Annotated in this window: 20 protein-coding genes, 1 rRNA gene and 1 pseudogene; 17 read left to right on the plus strand and 5 right to left on the minus strand. The window is 36.0% G+C overall.

What is annotated here, in order from left to right; genetic code table 11:
• Positions 1-195 precede the first annotated feature (195 nt).
• A 5S ribosomal RNA gene (gene rrf, locus KGF86_RS17440) occupies positions 196-311 on the plus strand.
• Between the two features lie 254 nt (positions 312-565).
• Here rrf and KGF86_RS17445 read toward each other — a convergent pair.
• A complete protein-coding gene (locus tag KGF86_RS17445; RefSeq protein ID WP_186871300.1) occupies positions 566-754 on the minus strand; it encodes a hypothetical protein in 189 nt (62 codons plus the stop codon).
• 83 nt (positions 755-837) lie between these two features.
• The gene (locus tag KGF86_RS17450; protein ID WP_186871301.1) at positions 838-2,106 is read right to left on the minus strand and encodes a BaiN/RdsA family NAD(P)/FAD-dependent oxidoreductase; all 1,269 of its coding nucleotides are present in this window, start codon (positions 2,104-2,106) and stop codon (positions 838-840) included.
• A gap of 268 nt (positions 2,107-2,374) precedes the next feature.
• Between KGF86_RS17450 and KGF86_RS17455 the strand changes: the two genes are divergently transcribed.
• The 6 genes and pseudogenes from KGF86_RS17455 to KGF86_RS17475 all read left to right on the plus strand — a co-directional run bounded on the left by KGF86_RS17455 (position 2,375) and on the right by KGF86_RS17475 (position 7,525).
• Positions 2,375-3,997, plus strand: a complete 1,623-nt coding sequence (locus KGF86_RS17455) for a putative polysaccharide biosynthesis protein (RefSeq protein WP_211742571.1) — start codon at positions 2,375-2,377, stop codon at positions 3,995-3,997.
• Positions 3,998-4,012: 15 nt separating this feature from the next.
• Positions 4,013-4,726 (plus strand): pseudouridine synthase, encoded by a 714-nt coding sequence (locus KGF86_RS17460; RefSeq protein WP_186871303.1) that lies wholly within the window; start codon positions 4,013-4,015, stop codon positions 4,724-4,726.
• A 9-nt stretch (positions 4,727-4,735) separates the two neighbouring features.
• Positions 4,736-5,299, plus strand: coding sequence for an RNA 2',3'-cyclic phosphodiesterase (gene thpR / locus KGF86_RS17465; protein WP_211742572.1), 564 nt, complete (start codon positions 4,736-4,738; stop codon positions 5,297-5,299).
• 4 nt (positions 5,300-5,303) lie between these two features.
• Complete coding sequence (locus KGF86_RS17470) at positions 5,304-6,227, plus strand: NERD domain-containing protein (protein WP_186871305.1); 924 nt, start codon at positions 5,304-5,306, stop codon at positions 6,225-6,227.
• A 112-nt stretch (positions 6,228-6,339) separates the two neighbouring features.
• A pseudogene (locus tag KGF86_RS19420) lies at positions 6,340-6,477 on the plus strand (diacylglycerol/lipid kinase family protein); the annotation flags it as partial.
• Positions 6,478-6,718: 241 nt separating this feature from the next.
• The gene (locus KGF86_RS17475) at positions 6,719-7,525 is read left to right on the plus strand and encodes a phosphotransferase family protein (protein WP_186871306.1); all 807 of its coding nucleotides are present in this window, start codon (positions 6,719-6,721) and stop codon (positions 7,523-7,525) included.
• Here the strand turns inward: KGF86_RS17475 and KGF86_RS17480 are convergent.
• Entirely contained in the window at positions 7,517-7,804 is a 288-nt protein-coding gene (locus KGF86_RS17480; RefSeq protein ID WP_186871307.1) for a YtzH-like family protein, read from the minus strand. The two genes, KGF86_RS17475 and KGF86_RS17480, sit on opposite strands and share 9 nt — an antisense overlap.
• 75 nt (positions 7,805-7,879) lie before the next feature.
• Here KGF86_RS17480 and trmB point away from each other — a divergent pair, with 75 nt between their 5' ends.
• Together trmB and KGF86_RS17490 are read left to right on the plus strand one after the other, a co-directional pair.
• On the plus strand, positions 7,880-8,524 hold the full coding sequence (gene trmB, locus KGF86_RS17485) for a tRNA (guanosine(46)-N7)-methyltransferase TrmB (RefSeq protein WP_186871308.1): 645 nt from the start codon (positions 7,880-7,882) through the stop codon (positions 8,522-8,524).
• Positions 8,525-8,701: 177 nt separating this feature from the next.
• The gene (locus KGF86_RS17490) at positions 8,702-9,553 is read left to right on the plus strand and encodes a YtnP family quorum-quenching lactonase (protein ID WP_211742573.1); all 852 of its coding nucleotides are present in this window, start codon (positions 8,702-8,704) and stop codon (positions 9,551-9,553) included.
• Between the two features lie 80 nt (positions 9,554-9,633).
• On the opposite strand, the gene KGF86_RS17495 is transcribed toward KGF86_RS17490, so the two are convergent.
• The gene (locus KGF86_RS17495) at positions 9,634-9,948 is read right to left on the minus strand and encodes a PepSY domain-containing protein (protein WP_211742574.1); all 315 of its coding nucleotides are present in this window, start codon (positions 9,946-9,948) and stop codon (positions 9,634-9,636) included.
• Between the two features lie 155 nt (positions 9,949-10,103).
• On the opposite strand from KGF86_RS17495, the gene KGF86_RS17500 reads away from it, so the two are divergent.
• The 5 genes from KGF86_RS17500 (at position 10,104) to KGF86_RS17520 (ending at position 17,658) form a co-directional block, all read left to right on the plus strand.
• On the plus strand, positions 10,104-11,168 hold the full coding sequence (locus tag KGF86_RS17500) for a M42 family metallopeptidase (protein WP_211742575.1): 1,065 nt from the start codon (positions 10,104-10,106) through the stop codon (positions 11,166-11,168).
• 299 nt (positions 11,169-11,467) lie between these two features.
• Complete coding sequence (locus KGF86_RS17505; RefSeq protein WP_211742576.1) at positions 11,468-13,378, plus strand: PTS mannitol transporter subunit IICBA; 1,911 nt, start codon at positions 11,468-11,470, stop codon at positions 13,376-13,378.
• Between the two features lie 94 nt (positions 13,379-13,472).
• Positions 13,473-15,554 (plus strand): BglG family transcription antiterminator, encoded by a 2,082-nt coding sequence (locus tag KGF86_RS17510; protein WP_186871313.1) that lies wholly within the window; start codon positions 13,473-13,475, stop codon positions 15,552-15,554.
• A gap of 5 nt (positions 15,555-15,559) precedes the next feature.
• Positions 15,560-16,699, plus strand: a complete 1,140-nt coding sequence (locus KGF86_RS17515) for a mannitol-1-phosphate 5-dehydrogenase (RefSeq protein ID WP_211742577.1) — start codon at positions 15,560-15,562, stop codon at positions 16,697-16,699.
• Between the two features lie 452 nt (positions 16,700-17,151).
• Positions 17,152-17,658, plus strand: coding sequence for a DUF84 family protein (locus KGF86_RS17520; protein WP_211742578.1), 507 nt, complete (start codon positions 17,152-17,154; stop codon positions 17,656-17,658).
• Positions 17,659-17,672: 14 nt separating this feature from the next.
• Here the strand turns inward: KGF86_RS17520 and KGF86_RS17525 are convergent, their stop codons facing one another.
• A complete protein-coding gene (locus tag KGF86_RS17525; RefSeq protein WP_211742579.1) occupies positions 17,673-18,113 on the minus strand; it encodes a YtoQ family protein in 441 nt (146 codons plus the stop codon).
• Positions 18,114-18,271: 158 nt separating this feature from the next.
• Between KGF86_RS17525 and KGF86_RS17530 the strand changes: the two genes are divergently transcribed.
• The 3 genes from KGF86_RS17530 (at position 18,272) to ytpR (ending at position 20,469) form a co-directional block, all read left to right on the plus strand.
• On the plus strand, positions 18,272-18,784 hold the full coding sequence (locus KGF86_RS17530; RefSeq protein ID WP_186871316.1) for a hypothetical protein: 513 nt from the start codon (positions 18,272-18,274) through the stop codon (positions 18,782-18,784).
• Between the two features lie 254 nt (positions 18,785-19,038).
• Positions 19,039-19,842, plus strand: a complete 804-nt coding sequence (locus KGF86_RS17535; protein ID WP_211742580.1) for a DUF1444 domain-containing protein — start codon at positions 19,039-19,041, stop codon at positions 19,840-19,842.
• A gap of 21 nt (positions 19,843-19,863) precedes the next feature.
• A complete protein-coding gene (gene ytpR / locus KGF86_RS17540) occupies positions 19,864-20,469 on the plus strand; it encodes a YtpR family tRNA-binding protein (RefSeq protein ID WP_211742581.1) in 606 nt (201 codons plus the stop codon).
• Positions 20,470-20,543: the final 74 nt, after the last annotated feature.

Consider the following 20,543-nt stretch of genomic DNA (forward strand, 5'->3'; position numbering starts at 1 on the left):
ATGAGGTTGATAGGTCCGAGGTGGAAGCGTGGTGACACGTGGAGCTGACGGATACTAATAGATCGAGGACTTAACTAACTTATTTGATATCGTTTGTTTACTCTTATTTAGTTTTCAGGGTATAATTTACAAAAAAACCTTGCATTTCTTTTAAGAAATGAATATAATAAAACCTGTCTTGATTTTAAGATATTGTCTGGTAATGATGGCGAGAAGGTCACACCTGTTTCCATACCGAACACAGAAGTTAAGCTTCTCAGCGCCGATGGTAATTGGGGCATTGCCCTTGTGAGAGTAGGACGTTGCCAGGCAAGATAAGTAAAGAAAGGTATTACACCTCGAAAGTTAGATTTTACTCTATCTTTCGAGGTGTTTTAGTATAACCAAATATAGTGGAGATAGAATGTAAGTTGAATAATCCATCTCTTTTTGCGAACTGAAACAGAACTTTTTCTTGAAGAATCAACAGAACCGCTTAAAGCAGTGCTGGAGGAGTATTCAATTTAAGCCCTCAAAGTATATGTAAAAAGCACGCCCATCTTGAAGGCGTGCTTACTAAAATTGGTTATGCCATGCCGAAAGGTCCAAGCTTCTGAGTGTTTCCTCCACCATTTCCACTCATGCCTGCCACGAATGGCAGCATTTTTGAAATGGCTTGGCCGAAATTTTGGTTGTTTTTAGTCATCGTATAATACGTTGCTGCTCCAACTCCAACGGAAGCGAGTATTGGTAACCATTTTCCTTTTGTTTGCACTCGGAACCAACCCTTTCTGTGCTAAAGTTTTTGTCCCCAATACATGATTAGAATCCCCCAATTGAGTAAAAAAATAAGAGGAATCAACTACCAGGTGTAGATGTTTCGAATGCAGCATTCATTCCAGCAAGCCTACCGGTGACTAAAGCAGATGTAATATTATATCCACCAGTGTAACCATGAATATCTAAAATCTCACCACAGAAATATAATCGGTCCATCATTTTCGATTGCATTGTGTTAGGGACGATTTCCTTAATCGAAACACCTCCACCTGTCACGAATGCTTTTTCAAGTGGTAGAGACCCGTTTACTGTATAGGTGAAATGTTTAAAACCTTGTACAATGGAACGAAGTGTTTCCTTTCCAATATTTGCTGCCTTCTGATCCTCTTTAACGTTATTCTTTTCGAGGATAAAGTTTAGAAATCTTTCTGGAACGATTCCCTTTAATATATTTTTTATTGCTTTTTTAGGATTTTCAGCAATTGTTACAAGAAGTTCCTGGTACAGTTCTTCCTCATGCTTGTCTGGTAATACATCTAAATGCATGGTTACTAATTTCTTCCCTTTCATAAGCTCTTTGACAACAAATTGAGAGCATCGTAAAACTGCTGGTCCCGATACACCGAAATGAGTAAAAATCATATCCATTCTATGTGTGATGATTGGTTTATTTTTATCGTTTAAAACAGAAAGGGTAATACTTCTTAGAGAAAGGCCTTGTAATTTCTTTTGTTTAATAAATTCTTCACTAGAAGTTAAGGCGACTTCTGTTGGATATAATTCTGTTATCGTATGACCTGCCTTTTTTGCCCATGCATAGCCGTCTCCTGTTGACCCTGTATGAGGAACGGCTTTTCCACCAGCTGCAATGACTATCGCACCTGTTTCGATTTTATCGCCATTTTCAAGAATGACGGTATGTGCACTTTCTCCATAGTGTATAGCATTCACAGGTGTATTTAATTTTACTTCTACACCAAGCTGTTCCATTTTGTTTATTAATGCTTGGACGACATCTTTTGCAGAGTTAGATACCGGGAACATACGTCCATGATCTTCTTCCTTTAATGCAACACCAAGTCCTTCGAAGAAGTCGATAATGTCGTAATTATTAAAGACTGAAAAGGCACTATATAAAAACCGACCATTTCCCGGGATATGCTTTATAACTTCGTCTTGAGGAAGTCGGTTAGTAACATTACATCGACCACCACCAGATATAGCGAGTTTTTTTCCTAATTTATTACCTTTTTCAATTAGCATGGTTCTAGCACCGTGTTCAGCTGCAGCGATAGAAGCCATTAATCCTGATGGGCCACCACCAATTACTATTACGTCATAATTCAAGCGTACTCATTCCTTTCAAGTGTTAATTTTAACATTTTACACTTGATGTACTCAATTTTTAGGTGAAATAAAGTCATGTTTTGCAGCTTTGTTATCGTTAAAACCGATTTTTTTCTTATGGAGCAAGGTTTAAGTGCTTTTCTACCTATATTAATAATATAATGGTTAACGAAATGTATATAATTGTAAGTTAAGGTTATCTATCGGAACGGTAGTATGTTAAAATAGGCTTATTGTAATATTTTAAATTGTAGATGCAGGTGAAAAAATGTCAAAATCAACAATCGTTAGGGGTGCTTTCCTGTTAACAGGGGCGTCTTTTTTATCGAAGTTTTTAGGAATGATATATGTAATACCCTTTAATGCAATGGTGGGGCCAGAAGGTGTTGCTCTTTATGCATATGCGTACCTACCGTACAGTATTTTAATCACAATAGCTACGATTGGTATTCCATTAGCAGTTTCTAAGTTCATATCAAAATATAATTCTTTAGGGGACTATTATACTGGAATGCGAATGTTTAAAACCGGTATGTCGTTAATGGCAATTACAGGTATTATTACATTTCTAGCTCTATTCTTTAGCGCGGAGTTAATTGCAAATCTAATCATTTCAGACGAAGAATTATATAATAATGTGGAAGATGTAACGATGGTCATTCGTATGGTTAGTTTTGCTTTAATTATTACTCCTTCTATGAGTATTATGCGGGGCTTTTTTCAAGGTAATCAATCGATGGGACCAACAGCTGTTTCCCAAGTTATTGAGCAAATTGCCAGAATCGTGTTTTTATTGGTAGCAGCATTTCTTATTATCTATATATTTAATGGAACGACTACCACTGCAGTAGGCTATGCAACATTTGCTGCATTCATAGGTGCGATTTTCTCTTATGTTGTCTTGTTAATCTATTGGAAAAAACGTAAACCATTTATCGATAAGAAACTGGCGGAACAAAAATCGGTACATGATATACCAAAAAAAGAGTTAATGACCGAATTATTCCGTTATGCGGGACCTTTTGTTATTGTTTCTTTAGCTATACCACTTTTTCAAATAGTTGATACGTTTACATTCAATCGAACAATGGTAGCAATAGGGCAGGGTGGAATTGCTGAGGCATTATTTGGTTCGATTTATTCGTTAAGTCATAAACTAGTTATCATACCAGTGACGATAGCAACAGGATTATCTTTAGCTGTTATGCCAGTTGTCACATCCTCCTTCACCCAAGGAGAAAAGCCTCTATTAAATAATCAAATTAACCAGGCACTTCAAATTATACTGGTATTGGTTATTCCTGCATCATTTGGATTAACCATGCTCTCATCAGAAGCGTATGGTACCTTATTTGGTGGATTGGAAACGTTAAGCTTAACTGGACCATTACTCGGTTGGTATGCGCCTGTTGGCATCTTATTTGCTTTATTGACTGTAACAGCGTCAATTTTACAAGGGATTAATCAGCAAAATCATGCTGTCTTTAATTTATGTGCCGGATTTTTATTTAAAGTGCTTTTTAATATACAGTTCATTCATATGTTTGGTGCAAAAGGATCTATTTTTGCTACTGCGATTGGGTTAACTATTGCAGTAGTGTTGAATCTCATCCGTATTAGAAGTACAGTAGGATTCCAATTTAAACCAATCTTTAAACGCACCATTCTTACGGGGATTTTTGTTGTCATCATGTGGATTGTGATTTTATTGGTTAAATTAATTATGGGAGCAATATTCCCATATGAAGAAACGAGACTGGGATTAATGCTTATGCTTTTCCTTGGCGTTTCAATTGGTGGCTATGTATACCTATGGTTTGCATACAAGTCTACATTATTAGAGCGGGTATTTGGAGAGAGAGTACGTATTTTAAGTAAGATTTTCAGGTAGTTTTGAGGTGCTGATATGAGAATAGATAAATTACTTGCCAATATGGGTTACGGTTCCCGTAAAGATGTGAAAGCATTAGTGAAGAAGAAACGGGTTACGTTAAATGAACTAGTTGTCAAGGATAGTGGTCTAAAGGTTGATACGGAGAAAGACATAGTCAAAGTGGATGATCAGGTTGTCATCTATAAACCATTTGTTTATCTTATGATGAATAAGCCTCCTGGGGTGGTCTCAGCGACAGAGGATCATCGTGATAAGACAGTAGTTGATATACTAACACCAGAGTTACAACATTTTAACCCCTTTCCTGTTGGTCGATTAGATAAAGATACAGAAGGGTTATTATTACTAACCAATGATGGCCAATTAGCTCATCAATTACTTTCACCAAAAAAAGATGTGGGAAAAACATATTATGCTAAAATATCGGGGATGGTAACCGATAAAGAGGTTGAGCTGTTTTCAAATGGAGTTACATTAGATGATGGCTATAAGACAAAACCAGCAAAGTTAACCATCATTGCTTCTGGTGATATTTCAGAAATTGAAATAGTCATTACGGAGGGGAAGTTTCATCAGGTGAAGCGGATGTTCGAAGCTGTCGGAAAAAAAGTTGTCTATTTGAAGCGACTAAGTATGGGGGAGCTAAAGCTGGATTCTTCTTTAAGATTAGGGGAATATCGTGAGTTGACTGAAGAAGAACTTTCTTATTGTCAATTTATTAAGTGAGGGATATAAATGGGACAAATTCCACATTATTTTATCGCTATACCGGTTTCAACTGAATTAAAAGAGAAATTCTTCACTTGGCAAGAATCGTTGAAACAAAATATATCGTATAAAGTATGGCCACATCAAGAAGACTTACACATTACATTGAAGTTTCTAGGTGCTGTTGAGGAGCAGCAGCTAAAACAGTTGCGAAATAATTTAGCGACTATTATTTATACTGCATTTACATTAACTGTAGGTGGGATTGGAACCTTTGGAAAGCATGACAACCCGCGTGTAGTTTGGGCTGGTGTAAAAAAAAATACAAATCTTGAAGGGTTATTTTTAAAAATTGAATCAGTTGTAACAGAAATTGGATTTCCAAGCGAAAATAGACCTTACAGACCGCATATCACACTTGCGAAGAAATGGTTAGAATCATATCATGCAAGAGCTTTAGATGAGGCGAAGGAACAATTTGCAGCTGATTACTTCCAAATGAATGTAGATGAGTTTGTTTTGTATCAAATTTATCCTTCTAAATCACCAAAATATCAGATTGTGGAACGTTATCGGTTAAAGAGGGGGTAATCGATTGGCTCAGTTAATTAAATTACAAAATTACATTACACGATATGAATGGGATATATATCGTTATCCGAGTCAATTTATTCGATATAAGCAAGATAATTGGAAGAAGCTTCTAAATTTATGGAACAATCCCGAGCTCTTGTCGACTTTGTCTGACATAGAAGAAGAGCAAAAAAAACCATCGAAATGGAATTTGTTCCAAAGAAAAAAAGTACAAGATGAAGTAGTGGAAGATACAAAGCATGACGTTATTCTTCCAAATACGGAAGAAGAGCTAAAACATTATTTCTTGAATCAACTTATTCCATTTCAGTTTAAATGGGCTACATCAACTATATCAAACGTTTCTTTTGTTGCACCAAAATATTATAAAGACGAATTACTTCACTACTTTTTAAAACGGTTTCCTGATACCTATTTAGTAATGTATTATCCTGTTTTCGAGATACGGAAGGCGCCAGTTGAAGGGGAGATTATACTTATCAGTCCATTAGGTATTGAAATTATTTATGTATTGGAACCAAATCAGAATACAATGATTACCGCATCGGATGATAGAAGCTGGGTCTTGGAGAATGGTGTTAAAAGTATGAAGCAGTTAAGTCCGATCTTTGCACTAAAGCGGACGGAGAAGATTGTAAAAGGGATATTAGATAAATATGATATTTCATTTCCTATACATAAGGTCGTCCTCTCTCGGACAAATATCATCAATTTTTTAAAAGAACCATATCATACTAGAATTATAGGAAAACATGAATATGATCAATGGTTTCAGGAAAAAAGATCACTCAACTCGCCATTAAAAAGTGTTCAATTAAAGGCAGCAGAGGCTTTGTTAAAACATTGCCAATCATCTTATGTAAAGCGTCCAGAATGGGTGGACGAAGAAGAATTTGACGGCGGAATGATGGAAGAAGAGGGTTAATATATGTATATCTTCATGGAAGCATGCTCCCGAATGGGAATTAGATGGGAAGAGAGAAATAATCGAGGATTGTTGGATGGTGACGGTTGCTAATCATTAGTATTATGGTGGAGGGATGAAAATCATCCCTAATGCAAAAATTCAACCGAATGTCCTGCCGGTGTTAGTTATTCATGGTATTTCTAAATGGAAAGTGTTAGGATTGTTTTTAACTGTTTTTATTGGGAAGCATATTCGTTTAAAGAAGTAGATTTATATCATGTGAGTTAATTCTTAATAAAAACGCAAAAGGCAATTTGTTTTCAAGTTGATGGGCAAACAGAAGTATATAGTTCGTGTAAAATTGTTAAAGATAAACAAGCTATCCAAATAATGGGGACTAATTTTTCCTAATAAATTGGATAGACAACTTGAAAATAATGATAGAATTCGATAATCTATTAACATGTCTGTAATTTTTGTTGATTATTTTTTGATATGGGGAATGTATGATGGAATGGTTTAAGAAGGTTTTTGGTGAAGAATGGGAAATTACGCCTGCTGGTGGACTAACTGGGGAGGCTTATTTTGCCAAAAAAGATTCGAAGCAACTTTTTCTTAAACGAAATTCATCCCCATTTTTAGCAGTATTATCAGCTGAAGGGATTGTTCCTAAGCTAGTATGGACAAAACGATTAAACAATGGTGATGTGGTAACTGCTCAAAAATGGTTAGAGGGAAGGGAACTTAGACCAGCCGAAATGCAATATCAACGAGTAGCTGATCTACTTCATAAAATTCACCATTCCACTGAATTATTGCATATGTTGCTACGCCTAGGAAAAAAGCCTATTACAGCCGATGATTATATACAATCAATTGAAAAACGTTTAAATGCTAATCGAATCGAGAACGCCACAGTAGAAATTAAAGATGGTTTAGCCTATTTAAATAACTATTTACCTATTGCTAGACAACATAATCAAACGGTTTGTCATGGAGATATGAACCATCATAATATACTGTTAACGGATGACGGTCAGTTATATTTAATAGACTGGGATAATGCAATGATTGCCGATCCGATTTTAGATTATGGAAAGGTTCTGAATTCCTATATTCCAAAAGAGAACTGGAGAGAATGGCTCCAGCAGTATGGAATGGAATTAGATAAGCCGTTTTTAATTAGAATGTATTGGTACTTAATTGTTGACGCGCTCTCTTTCTTAGCCTTTCATTATGAGCGAAATGAAATGGATAAGTATGAAGAGCGTCTGATAGAGTTAAAAGAACTTAATTTACAAATGAGATTATTGTAAATTATTTTGTTCAATGGCGGAAATCCAATTAGTAATATTATCCTTATTGCTCATAATATGCTCCTCTTGATTTTGAACACTTTCTCCTTGTCTACCGTAATTGTAGATTTCCGGTAAAAGCTGTAAGAGTTGTTCGTTAGATATGGAATTATTTGCCATCATGGATTTTACTAACCTTTTTATTTGTTGATATTCAGATACTTGAGCACAACATTCAGTTTGTTGCTCGTCTAAAATGTCTAATAATAATTCTAGTTGATGATTTACTGTCAATGACATGTGACTTCACCTCATGGAATAGTATTCGATAATTTATTAAAAATATGTAAAAGTAGTAGAAAGAGGTGTCCTATATTGCGTCAGCGTAATAAACCTTGGGCCGATGATTTTTTGCGTGAAAATACCCATTTAGTAATCCCAAATCCAAGTGAATATAAAAATAAATGGAAGGAACTTTTTGGAAATGACAATCCAATTCACGTCGAAGTTGGTACAGGAAAAGGCCAATTTATTGTAGGGATGGCCAAACAATACCCTAATATTAACTTTATCGGTATAGAGCTTTCCAAAAGTGTTATCGTAACTGCTGCAGAGAAGGTTCAAGAATCAGGGCAATCCAATATCCTGTTAATTCAAGAAAATGCAGAGAATCTTACCGACATTTTTATGGAAAATGAAGTTTCAACCATATACTTGAATTTCTCCGACCCATGGCCGAAAAATCGTCATGCCAAGAGAAGGCTCACTTTCCATACATTTCTAAAGCGATATGAAGCAACATTGGCTTATAATGGAGAATTAATCTTTAAAACAGATAACCGTGGTCTCTTCGAATATTCGTTAGTTAGCTTCTCCGAATATGGTATGCTATTAAAGGAGATCAGTCTTGATTTGCATAAGGATCATGATCCAGAAAATGTCATGACGGAGTATGAAGAAAAATTTTCTGCAAAAGGACAGCCAATTTACCGGTGTAAGGCAGTTTTTCAAGAGGAGTAGCAACTCCTCTTTTTTTTATTTGTTGGACGATAGATAAATTAGGGAAATGGTACAGAATGAAAGAAAAGCTATTGGAAGAGTCTAGAAGAAACAGTAATTAAGTCTCGTTTGATAGCGTTTGCAAGATTATGCACCTTCCTATACACTATTATTAGGAAGGATGAAGGGGGAGATTGGATGGAGAAATTGCAAGTAGGCCGTGCCACCTTAACTTGGTTAAGTGGAGGAGTGAATCACTTAGATGGTGGTGCAATGTTTGGTGTTGTACCAAAGGCCTTATGGTCCAGAAAGTATCCAGTGAATGATAAAAATCAGATAGAACTAAGAACCGATCCGATTTTACTGCAAATTGATGGTCAGAATATGTTAATTGATACAGGTATGGGGATTGATAAATTAACAGAAAAACAAAAGCGAAACTTCGGTGTGCTTGAGGAGTCGATGCTTGAGAAATCGTTAGCTAAACTTAATTTAACCACTAGTGATATTGATAAAGTATTGATGACGCATTTACATTTTGATCATGCTTGTGGATTAACAAAAAAAGTAGATGAAACATATGAATCAGTATTCCGAAAGGCAAAGATTTTTACTTCACAAGTGGAATGGGATGAGATGAGAAACCCTAATATTCGCTCCGTGAATACATATTGGGAAATGAACTGGGAGTCCATTGTCGATCAGGTAGAGCCTTTTCAAGAAAAAATTGAAATTGTCCCTGGCTTAAAAATGATTCATACGGGTGGTCATAGTGATGGTCATTCCATTATCGTATTCGAAGATAAAGAGGAAACGTTTATTCATATGGCAGATTTAATGGCAACGAATGCGCATCAGAACAAGCTGTGGGCGATGGCCTATGATGATTATCCAGTAACTTCCGTCCATCAAAAAGAAAAATGGATGGAATATGGTTATCAAAAGCAGGCGTGGTTTACGTTTTATCACGATGCATTTTACCGCGCTATTAAATATAACCTACAAGGTGAACAAACAGATGTCGTGGAAAGAGAGCGATACGAGTATTAACTAAAATCAAGAAATCCCTCGATCTATTAGGTATTAAAAAAGTAGCCTAACAAAGCTGTAAGGCTACTTTTTAATGTACATTAAACCGATTCTACGACGTCAATGACGGCACCAGTGTCTGCATCTGCAAAAAATTCGTATTGTTTATTCTGTCCATCAATACTACGTGTAACACCACCACGATATGCATTGTACTGTAGACCATTTTTTTCAATAGGCTCAGGTTTCATATAAATCCAAGAACCACTAATGGGTCCTTGCTTTTTGAATGTTTCTTTGGCGTATTTCAATGCCTTTTCAGGTGTTATCTTTTGATATTGATCGATTTGCTGCTTTGCTAAGTATCCAGCAGCAAAGGCTACACCAGCTGCTACTACAGTTTTTTTCCAACTCATTATCTCACCTCATGCTTTAAACTTTTTTCACATGTCAGTCTAGTTTTTAGTATACCGTAATTAGAACAAAATAGAAAATATTATTGAATTGTGGAAACAATTTAGTCCTTTCGGTATACTTAAGAAGTAGTGATAAGGAATGGAGGGTTACATAGATGAATCAAGAAACGTTACAATTATTTAAAACTTTAACAGAATTACAAGGTGCACCTGGTAACGAACATCCAGTTCGTGCCTTCATGAAAAGTGAGCTTGAAAAATATGCAGATGAAGTAATTCAAGATAACCTCGGTGGTGTATTTGGAGTTAAAAAAGGAAGCGGCCCTCGTGTAATGGTTGCAGGACATATGGACGAAGTTGGCTTTATGGTAACACAAATTACGAAAGCTGGACTTATTCGCTTCCAAACTTTAGGTGGCTGGTGGAGTCAAGTATTACTTGCTCAGCGTGTACAAATTATGACAGAGAATGGGCCAATAATAGGTGTTATTAGTTCAATCCCTCCACATAATTTAACACCAGAACAACGTAATAAACCTATGGATATTAAAAATATGTTAATAGACATAGGTGCTGATGATAAAGAGGACGCAGAAAAAATCGGAATTAAACCAGGACAAACCATCGTGCCAATTTGCCCATTTACACCGATGGCGAATGAAAAGAAGGTTTTAGCTAAAGCATGGGATAATCGTTATGGTTGTGGACTTTCTATTGAACTATTAAAAGAATTACAAGGTGAAACGCTCCCTAACGAATTGTATTCTGGAGCAACCGTACAAGAAGAAGTAGGATTAAGAGGCGCGAAAGTTGCAGCAAATATGATTAATCCCGACATCTTCTACGCACTGGATGCATCGCCTGCCAATGATATGACAGGAAGTGAAAGTGAATTTGGTAAATTAGGTAAAGGGGCTTTATTACGTATCTTTGATCGTTCGATGATTACGCATCGGGGAATGCGGGAATTCATTTTAGATACTGCTGAATCTAATAATATTCCATATCAATATTTCATCTCCCAAGGTGGAACTGATGCAGGGAGTGTACATCTTTCAGGTAATGGCGTACCATCTGCAGTTGTCGGTATTTGCTCACGCTATATCCATACAGCAGCATCTATTATTCATGTGGATGATTACGCTGCTGCAAAAGAACTGTTAGTGAAACTGGTAAAATCTACAGATCAAAATACGGTCGATACTATTCGTAAACAATAATGAAATAGCAAACCAGCTACTCGTCCTAATGAGTAGCTGGTTTTTTTATGAGGATATTACATGTTTATATTTACATATTTAATAGTATTGTAGCTTATATAAAGCCATGAATAAATGCATTTCTTCTTGATAAAGCTAGGCGCATAAGTACGCATATCTATGCCATCATTCGAGAAAAAACAGCCATGTCATCCATACCGCGACAAAGTTAGTTTTCAAGTATCTTGAAGTGAAGATAATTGTAGCATATGATTTTAAGTGGAAGTTAGACACATATAATAATGAAAGGGAGAGATATAATGGCAAAGTCAACCATTAAAGTAAAGGTTCAACAATTCGGTAACTTCCTAAGCTCTATGGTATTGCCAAACATAGGTGCATTTATTGCATGGGGACTAATTACCGCATTATTTATAGCAGATGGCTTCTTTCCAAATGAAAGCCTTGCCAAACTAGTCGATCCAATGGTCTTTTACTTACTACCATTATTAATTGGTTATACAGGTGGTAAATTGATTCATGATCAACGAGGTGGTGTCGTAGGTGCAATTGCAACAATGGGAGTTATTGTGGGGGCACCAGATACACCGATGTTTTTAGGAGCTATGATTATGGGACCACTTGGTGGTTTCGTAATTAAAAAGTTTGACCAGGCAATCGAAGGCAAAATCAAATCAGGATTTGAAATGCTAATCAATAACTTTTCAGCTGGAATTCTTGGTGGATTACTTGCAATTCTTTCATTTTTAGGTATCGGTCCAGCTGTAAACGGATTCACACAATTACTTGTTGGGGGAGTAGATTGGTTAATAGGTGTAGGTCTGTTACCATTAACTAGTATCTTCATCGAACCTGCAAAGATTCTATTCTTGAATAATGCAATCAATCATGGAATCCTTTCTCCAATTGGTTTAGAACAAGCGAGATCTGTAGGACAATCCATTCTTTTCCTATTAGAAGCAAACCCAGGACCAGGTCTTGGTGTGTTATTAGCCTTTATGCTGTTTGGGAAAGGTACTGCAAAGCAATCAGCATCAGGGGCTGGAATCATTCATTTCTTTGGGGGTATTCATGAAATATACTTCCCATATGTATTGATGAAACCTATGCTGTTAATTTCCGTTATTCTAGGTGGTATGAGCGGTATTTTTACACTAGTAATATTAGGCGGAGGTCTAGCTGCTCCTGCTTCTCCAGGTAGTATCTTTGCTATAGCAGCTGTTACACCAGGGAATGCAAGTGTTTATTTTGCCAACTTTGCAGCAGTATTCGTAGCAACAGCCGTTTCGTTTATTATTTCTTCATTTGTGTTAAAATCAAGTAAACAAGATGAGGATAATATTGAAGAGGCAACGAATAAAATGCAAGAAATGAAAGGGAAGAAAAGCTCTGTTGCAGGAGCATTGCAATCTAATTCAGGAACTCTTCCTGAAAAGGTAAATAAAATTGTTTTCGCTTGTGATGCTGGTATGGGATCAAGTGCAATGGGGGCTTCCTTGCTACGTAAAAAAGTAAAAGAAGCAAATCTAGATGTTACAGTTACCAATTCAGCTATTAGTAATTTAACCAATGACGCACAAATCGTTATTACACAAAATGAGTTAACACCACGAGCTAAAAGTAAACTGCCAGAAGCCTATCATATTTCGGTAGATAACTTCTTATCAAGTCCAGAATATGATAAGTTGATTGACCAATTACAAAATGGTGTCACAAAAGAGCAAACAGAATTAGTCGAAGAAACCGTAGCAGAGGTAACAGATGTAGATCATAATCAAGATAATGATGATTTATTACGAGAGGAAAATATTTTCCTAAATCAAGAATTTGCTACGAAGGAAGAGGCAATTCGTTTCGCCGGTGAAGTACTAGTGAAAGCTGGTTACGTTGAAGAAAGCTATGTGGATGCGATGATTGATCGTGAAAAGCTAACGTCAACGTATATGGGAAATAATGTTGCCATTCCACATGGTACTGAAGAGGCGAAAAAAGCTGTATTGCGTTCAGGATTTACCGTGCTTCAAGTTCCAAATGGGGTTGACTTTGATGGTCAAAAAGCAAAGCTAATCTTTGGAATAGCTGGTAAGGATGGTACACATTTAGATATTCTTTCTGGTATTGCTATTGTTTGCTCCGATGAGAAAAATGTTGAACAAATGGTACAAGCCAAAACAGCCAAAGAATTGTTAACAATTATTAATAGTAAATAAAGTAGAAAATGAGTAGAAAGATGGTGAATAACTGTCTTTCTATTCGTTATTTTCGTTCAGATACATCTCAATTAATTAGAAACGAGTGGGTAGAATGTTTATTACGTCAAGAGAAAAATCGATCATTGATTTAGTAATGAAGACGTCAGGTAAGCACACACCACAATCACTTGCTAGCTATCTCCATGTAAGTGTAAGAACGATACAGCGTGATTTAAAGGCTGTAGAAAACATCTTGAAATCTTTTGAATTACTATTAAAGCGGACAACCAATGATGGATTAATGATAGAAGGAAAGAACGAACATATTTTTAAATTAATGCAGCAGCTTTATTATGTACATCCAACAGATGAAACACCTGAGGAAAAAAAGCTGCAGCTGTTAATTATTTTATTACATGAAGGATCGTTTTTTAAAATTAAGGTGTTAGCACATCAGCTAGGGGTGAGTGTGACAACTCTTGCATCCTACCTAGACGATTTAACCAACTGGCTAGATAAATTTACGATAGACTTGTCGAGAAAAAGAGGCGTTGGCGTTAGTATTACAGGAAATGAAGCAAATAAACGGCGTGCTTTAGCAACCTATCTATTGTTTCATTTTCATGAAGAATTATTAGAAAGCTTATATATTCTGATGAAGGATATGGAATTAGAAGATTCTGTTCTTGGTTATTTTCCTCCTGACTATTTGATGATTATTGATGAGCTAGTGAATCGTATGTTTGAGAAAGGTAAGATGCGGTTAGCTGATAATGATTATTTAGGGCTTGTCGTTCACATTGCGATTACCCTTAAGCGAGTAGAGAGTAATTTTTTACTAGATGAACCAATAGGAGAAATAGAGGAAGAAGAAACAACAAATGCTTTTCAACTCATGGATCAGCTATGTGATGAGCTAAAATCTAAATTATCCATCCCATTAACCAAGAGAGATGTACAATATCTAGCAGTGATACTGAAAGGTTCTAAGCTGCAAGATTCAGATACAATTGCTTATGACCGCATTATGCTCGGACAAATTATTAAAAATATCATACAAGATGTATCTAGCCAATTACATGTGGATTTAACACGGGATTTTTCATTGTTTCAGGGGTTATTTGCCCACATGGAACCTTCCATATTTCGCTTAAAACATCAAACAGGCTTGTTCAATCCGTTAACAGCCCAAATAAAGAAGAAATATCCTGTATTGTTTATGGCAGTTCGAAACAGTCTGGAGAAGGAAATTCCGGATATTAGCTTTCCCGATGATGAAGTTGCTTTTATCGTTCTTCACTTCGGTTCTGCCTTATTGATGAATGAAGAGAAGCCTACTATACATGGTGTGGTTGTCTGTCCTACAGGGATTGGTACATCTAAAATGTTGGCTAGTCGTATTAAGAAGGAATTCCAGGAGATTAATACCATTGAAGTTAAAACAATTAAAGAAATGCAACAATCAAATGTAGACGAATTTGACATTATTATTTCCACTGTTCGGCTTCCATTTGATGAGGTTCATTATATCCTTGTCTCCCCATTATTAAGTGATGAAGACATACAAATGATTCGCAGCTATTTACAGAGTAATCTTCAACAACTAACAGGAAAAAAAGAGTATGTGAAAATTAGGGATAAAGAGATGAGACAGGAATCATCAAGCCTATTAGATGTTTTACAGGAAATGAAAGACGTTCAAACTGGTATAGAAGCAATTCTTAACAATTTGCGTATATATCGAAAGAGTATTCCAGACTATACATGCGTACTGAAAGAAATGGTAATAGAGTTGGAACAAGAATCCTTAATTACAGATGCTGATGTCGTGTTTCAGAAGCTTTTAGACAGAGAAAAAATGGGAGGTCTTGGAATTCCGCATACGAATATGGGGCTATTCCATTGTCGGGATGACAGTATACAAGAGCTTATCTTTCAAATATGTCATTTAGACTCTCCTTGTGTAATTAAGGGGATGGATGGAAAAGAAGTTACTTTGAAGCACTTATTGTTAATGCTATCTCCTGACAAACTTAGCTTAAAAGAACAAGAAATACTAAGTCTAATCAGCACAAGTTTAATTGAAACGGATACAGCTTTGATGATCTATTCTTCCTCTAATGAAGAAATGATAAGAGGTAAATTAGAGGATTTATTTTCAACCTACCTACAAAATAAATGGATAAAGGAATGATAGAAATGAAACAAGCAGTTCATTTTGGTGCAGGTAATATTGGTAGAGGATTTATTGGAGCCTTATTTTCCAATTCGGGATATCATGTAACCTTCGTAGATATTGCAGATCAAATTATTAATCAATTAAATGAACAAAAGAGCTATCAAGTAATTCTTGCAACAGATCAACAAGAAACAACTACAATAAACCATGTCTCAGGACTGAACAATATGACACAGGAGCAAGAAGTCATCGAAGTTATCACGAATGCGACCTATTTAACGACTGCAATCGGTCCAAATATCTTACCGAGAATTGCACCGTTAATTGCACGTGGAATCTTGGAAAGAGTATACCAAACAGATGAGCCACTATATGTCATTGCATGTGAGAATCAAATTGGTGCTACAGATATTTTGAAAGAACATATCTTTGATAATCTTGATGAAGATACGAAAGAAAGGGTAGCTGGTAAAGTATTTTTCTTTAATTCTGCTGTTGACCGTATTGTTCCAATTCAAAAGAATAATACGTCACTTGATGTACTAGTGGAGCCATATTATGAGTGGGTTGTAGAAACAGAAGCTGTTATTCCACACGTAGAAGGCATGACGACGGTTAAAGAGCTAGCTCCATTTATTGAAAGGAAACTATTTACGGTTAATACAGGACATGCTGTGATAGCTTATCTCGGTTACTTAAATGGAAAATCAACGATTGATAAAACATTAGCCGATGAAGCAATCGTTAATCAAGTAGAAGCAACCTTAAAAGAGACCGGTGATTACTTAGTTAAACAGTATGGTTTAGACAAAGAGGAACACGGTAAGTATATCCAAAAGATTATCGATCGATTTAAGAACTCGCATTTAAATGATGGTGTGACTAGAGTAGGACGTGCCCCTATTCGTAAGTTAGGGCCGGAAGATCGCCTAGTTCGTCCAGCAACAGAAGCACAAAAGGCCGGATTACCGTATACAAATTTAGCTAAAGCAATCGCTGCTGCGCTATTATTTGATTATCAAGAGGACGAAGAAGCAGTCAAACTTCAAACGATGATTAAAGAAAGTGGAATTGCTAAAGTGTTATCAGAAGTTAGTAACTTACCAGAGGAAAGTGAAATTACCCAAGAAATTATGAAACAATATGATGCACTAAAATAATACTATACTCGGAATAATAGTAAGATAGGGTAGAGGCTGGGACATAACGAATAGAATTAAATGTAAAACCGAATGATACACGATACTAGCTCCGGAAATATACGTAGACTCCTGCGGGAGGAAAGGGCAAGGTTGAGACCCCTAAAGAAGTAGCACGAGGAGGCTCACCAGCCGCCCGGCGGTAAAGAAGACACTGTGAGGTTCTTTCGAGCAGATGTCGCACTTATACTGTGATAAAGTGTAAAGAAGACACTGTGAGGTTCTTTCGAGCAGATGTCGCCCCTGTACTGGAAGCAACCGCAAGTATATTTCCGGAGCGAGGTCGGTTGCTCATCATTCGGTTTTTCATTAATGATTATTTTTTTGTCCCAGGCTCTTTTTATATAAATGGTTACATGGTATGGTAAAATATTATTTTAGGAAAAGGAAGGATAGTAAAAGGAGATTTTGACATGAAATTTATTGTCGGTTCGAAAAATCCAACAAAAGTAAATGCTGTATCAAGTATATTTCCAGACAATGAAGTAATTGGTATAGAGGTTCCTTCTCAAGTATCTAGTCAACCATTTTCCGATGAGGAAACACTAGAAGGCGCGGTCAACCGTGCAAAACAGTGTGCAAAAGTAGAAAATAACAGTGCTGGCATTGGATTAGAAGGTGGCGTAATGTATGTCGGTGACCAGCTTTATCTATGTAATTGGGGTGCGCTAGTTACGCCAACAGGGACTATATATACAGCTAGTGGTGCAAGGGTCCTATTACCAAAAGAAATGGAAAAACCGCTAAAGCAAGGGATAGAGCTTGGGGTAATTATGGATCAATATGCAAATAAAACTGGAGTATCTAAAAAAGAAGGTGCTATTGGTATATTTACTAATAATCAATTAACCCGCCAGGAAATGTTTGCCCAAGTCGTTACCTTACTTAAAGGTCAGTGGGAGTATTGGCAGAATAAATAGGGGACTGCCCCTATTTATTCATAGATATATGCTAGAACTTCTATAGCTTGATCTATCGTTTCTACGGTTACATTGGCTTTGTTGGAAAGCTCTTTTAATGGATGAATTAGACTTTCTGGGCGAATAATAATAGTAGGCTTATTCATTGTAATTGCCGCACTTATGTCTATTGCCGTATTCCATTGTTTATATTTTTCTCCAAATAAGGCAATAACGATATCTGCTTTTTGCAGTAAGACTTGCGTTCTAAAATTATTAATACTGGAGGCGGCATCATCTCTATACAGGTTGTTAGGCTGTTTTCCTAAAATATCCTCTCCAATATCATCCGAACGATCATGGTTTGTTTGTGGACCTACAAACTTTAAAGGTAGTTTCACTTCTCTCGCTTTGCTGACAATCTCTTCTCGCCAATTATCATGAATTTGCCCTGCTAAATATACGATAAGTTCCATCTTTTTACCTCCATAATTTATTTATGTTAAGTTAATACTATCGGATTATAACTAGAAATAAAAGTGATACGACTAACGTTTCTACTTGAAATATCTTGAATTAATAGTAAGATAAGGGGTAGAGTGTTTGCAGGTCTATAGTAGGAGGAAACGGAAACATGCCGAAGATGACATATATCGTATGTATTATATTATCCGTATTCGTCATTGCCATAACTGTATTTAGTTTTCAATCAGAAGAGTCAATTATTGCACAAGCCGGAGAAAAAGCAGAAGAAGTTTTCTACAGTGAAGATATTCCCGAGGATAATTATGAAGGAGAATATTTCTCTTTCTACTTACCAGCTAATATGAATGTAGAAGAAGTAGATATGTTTAATGCTATCGTACATGATGGGGACCAACCATTACTCGTCTTTTATAATACATTAGAAGATAACAAAAGCCAGCTGAATTATGAAGCTGCAAAAATAGAAGATGTAGCATTATTAGAATCCTTTTCAGGGAACGATAAATTCGGCTATATTCGCCTTCTTCCTGAAGATGAAAATATGGGATATGAATTACAGATAGGTGTTGGAGGAGTAAAATTAACAACATTTACAAGTAAAAATAAAGCAATCACGGATTCGGAAAACCTTATGAAAATAGCGCTATCTATTGTTGAATAGATAAAAGGCTGAGATATACTAGATGTTAAACTAAAAAATCCATACGATTAATTAACATTAGCTTCAGGCTTGTGTTCTAAAGCCTATCGTTACAAACTATAATCGATTGGATTTAATGCGTTTCAATTATCTACTATGTTTCAGTTTTTTTGTTCTTTAGGTGAAATAGTTGAACAGAAACCCAAACATAGCTATCATAAGAAAGTAAAGGCAAAAGTAAGCCATTATGCCGATAAGTTATAGGAGGCTTTTTTATGAAAATGACCAGTCTTAAAATGAAAAAAATTCTAGAGGAAAGGCTGTCAGATTCTAATTTTAGTATAAAATACAATAGAGAACAGGATACTTTACGTGTTGAGTGGAAGAGTTCCAATCAAGGTGTAACGATTAAACTCCCCAATATAATTGGTAAGTATAATGAGCGTGGTGAACAAGCAATAGATGAGCTTGTCGAACATATATCAGAATCCTTGAAGATAATGAATCAGTCTTATACCCTTAATGGGATGGAAAAACAAATTTTTCCGGTTGTTCGCTCCACTTCATTTCCAACTAGTTCTAAGTCGGGTAGTGAACTGTTATATAAAGATCATACAGCGGAAACAAGAATCTTTTATGCGATTGATTTAGGGAAGTCCTATCGATTAGTTGACCAAGCCATGCTAGAACAGGATGGCTGGACAGAAAAGCGAATTGATGAGATTGCTACTTTTAATTTAAGGTCGTTAGATACTACGTATAAAGTAGATACGGTAGCAGAGAACGATTTTTATTTCTTTGCACAGCAAGATGGATATGATGCTAGTAGAATTCTAAATGAATCGTTATTAGAAGAGATGAAGAGAAAAAGTAAAGGGGAATTAGCTGTTGCGGTACCACACCAAGATGTTTTGATTATAGCTGACATTCAAAACAAGACTGGGTATGATATACTTGCACAGATGACGATGAAATTTTTTACAGAAGGTAGAATTCCCATTACCTCCTTACCATTTATTTACGAGGATAAGAAGTTAACACCGATATTTATTTTAGCTAAAAATAGACCAGAAAAATAAATAGTAGAAAGAGTGAGTTTGATGGACGTATTTTATAATCCTAATGGAATTGGTGATGTATTAATCATTCCATTTAAAGAAACCGATGACCGTTACAGTATAAGTTATGAAACAATTGGTCCAGTAACCAGAATTGTAGACAGCAATCAAGAAGTATTAGGCTATAATATTGCCAATGCTTCGAAGTATTTTGAACTAAAAGAAACAGGTAACATTCCATTAACTAATGAACTATTAGATAAAGTGAAGCAAGTATTTGCGGATAATAATATCGATGATGCACTAGACTTAGACCTTAGTCCGAAGTTTGTTGTAGGTTATGTAGTAGAGAAAACACAACATGAGAATGCTGATAAATTGAGTGTATGTCAAGTAGATGTAGGGAATGAATTACTACAAATCGTATGTGGCGCACCAAATGTGGATAAAGGACAAAAAGTAGTTGTTGCCAAAATTGGAGCTACCATGCCTAGTGGTTTAAGAATTAAACCAACTGAACTTCGAGGAGTACCTTCTAATGGAATGATTTGCTCGCAAAAAGAGCTAGGAATTCCCAATGCTCCAAAGGAAAAAGGAATTTATATCCTAGATGATTCTTATTCAGTTGGTCAAGCTTTTACTGTATAATAGAAAGCAACCTATGTTTGACAGCTTAGGTTGCTTTTTCATTTTAAGATGAGAAAATTATCAATTTTTAATGA

The organism is Ornithinibacillus massiliensis, assembly GCF_018310345.1.
Taxonomy (GTDB): Bacteria; Bacillota; Bacilli; order Bacillales; family Amphibacillaceae; genus Ornithinibacillus; species Ornithinibacillus massiliensis.

Coding starts and splice junctions, on each gene's coding strand:
- thpR (WP_211742572.1), top strand. CDS start 4,736: ATGGGACAAATTCCACATTATTTTATCGCTATACCGGTTTCAACTGAA.
- KGF86_RS17455 (WP_211742571.1), top strand. CDS start 2,375: ATGTCAAAATCAACAATCGTTAGGGGTGCTTTCCTGTTAACAGGGGCG.
- KGF86_RS17505 (WP_211742576.1), top strand. CDS start 11,468: ATGGCAAAGTCAACCATTAAAGTAAAGGTTCAACAATTCGGTAACTTC.
- KGF86_RS17525 (WP_211742579.1), bottom strand. CDS start 18,113: ATGGAACTTATCGTATATTTAGCAGGGCAAATTCATGATAATTGGCGA.
- KGF86_RS17530 (WP_186871316.1), top strand. CDS start 18,272: ATGCCGAAGATGACATATATCGTATGTATTATATTATCCGTATTCGTC.
- ytpR (WP_211742581.1), top strand. CDS start 19,864: ATGGACGTATTTTATAATCCTAATGGAATTGGTGATGTATTAATCATT.
- KGF86_RS17495 (WP_211742574.1), bottom strand. CDS start 9,948: ATGAGTTGGAAAAAAACTGTAGTAGCAGCTGGTGTAGCCTTTGCTGCT.
- KGF86_RS17510 (WP_186871313.1), top strand. CDS start 13,473: ATGTTTATTACGTCAAGAGAAAAATCGATCATTGATTTAGTAATGAAG.
- KGF86_RS17460 (WP_186871303.1), top strand. CDS start 4,013: ATGAGAATAGATAAATTACTTGCCAATATGGGTTACGGTTCCCGTAAA.
- KGF86_RS17535 (WP_211742580.1), top strand. CDS start 19,039: ATGAAAATGACCAGTCTTAAAATGAAAAAAATTCTAGAGGAAAGGCTG.
- KGF86_RS17515 (WP_211742577.1), top strand. CDS start 15,560: ATGAAACAAGCAGTTCATTTTGGTGCAGGTAATATTGGTAGAGGATTT.
- KGF86_RS17500 (WP_211742575.1), top strand. CDS start 10,104: ATGAATCAAGAAACGTTACAATTATTTAAAACTTTAACAGAATTACAA.
- KGF86_RS17475 (WP_186871306.1), top strand. CDS start 6,719: ATGGAATGGTTTAAGAAGGTTTTTGGTGAAGAATGGGAAATTACGCCT.
- KGF86_RS17490 (WP_211742573.1), top strand. CDS start 8,702: ATGGAGAAATTGCAAGTAGGCCGTGCCACCTTAACTTGGTTAAGTGGA.
- KGF86_RS17480 (WP_186871307.1), bottom strand. CDS start 7,804: ATGTCATTGACAGTAAATCATCAACTAGAATTATTATTAGACATTTTA.
- KGF86_RS17520 (WP_211742578.1), top strand. CDS start 17,152: ATGAAATTTATTGTCGGTTCGAAAAATCCAACAAAAGTAAATGCTGTA.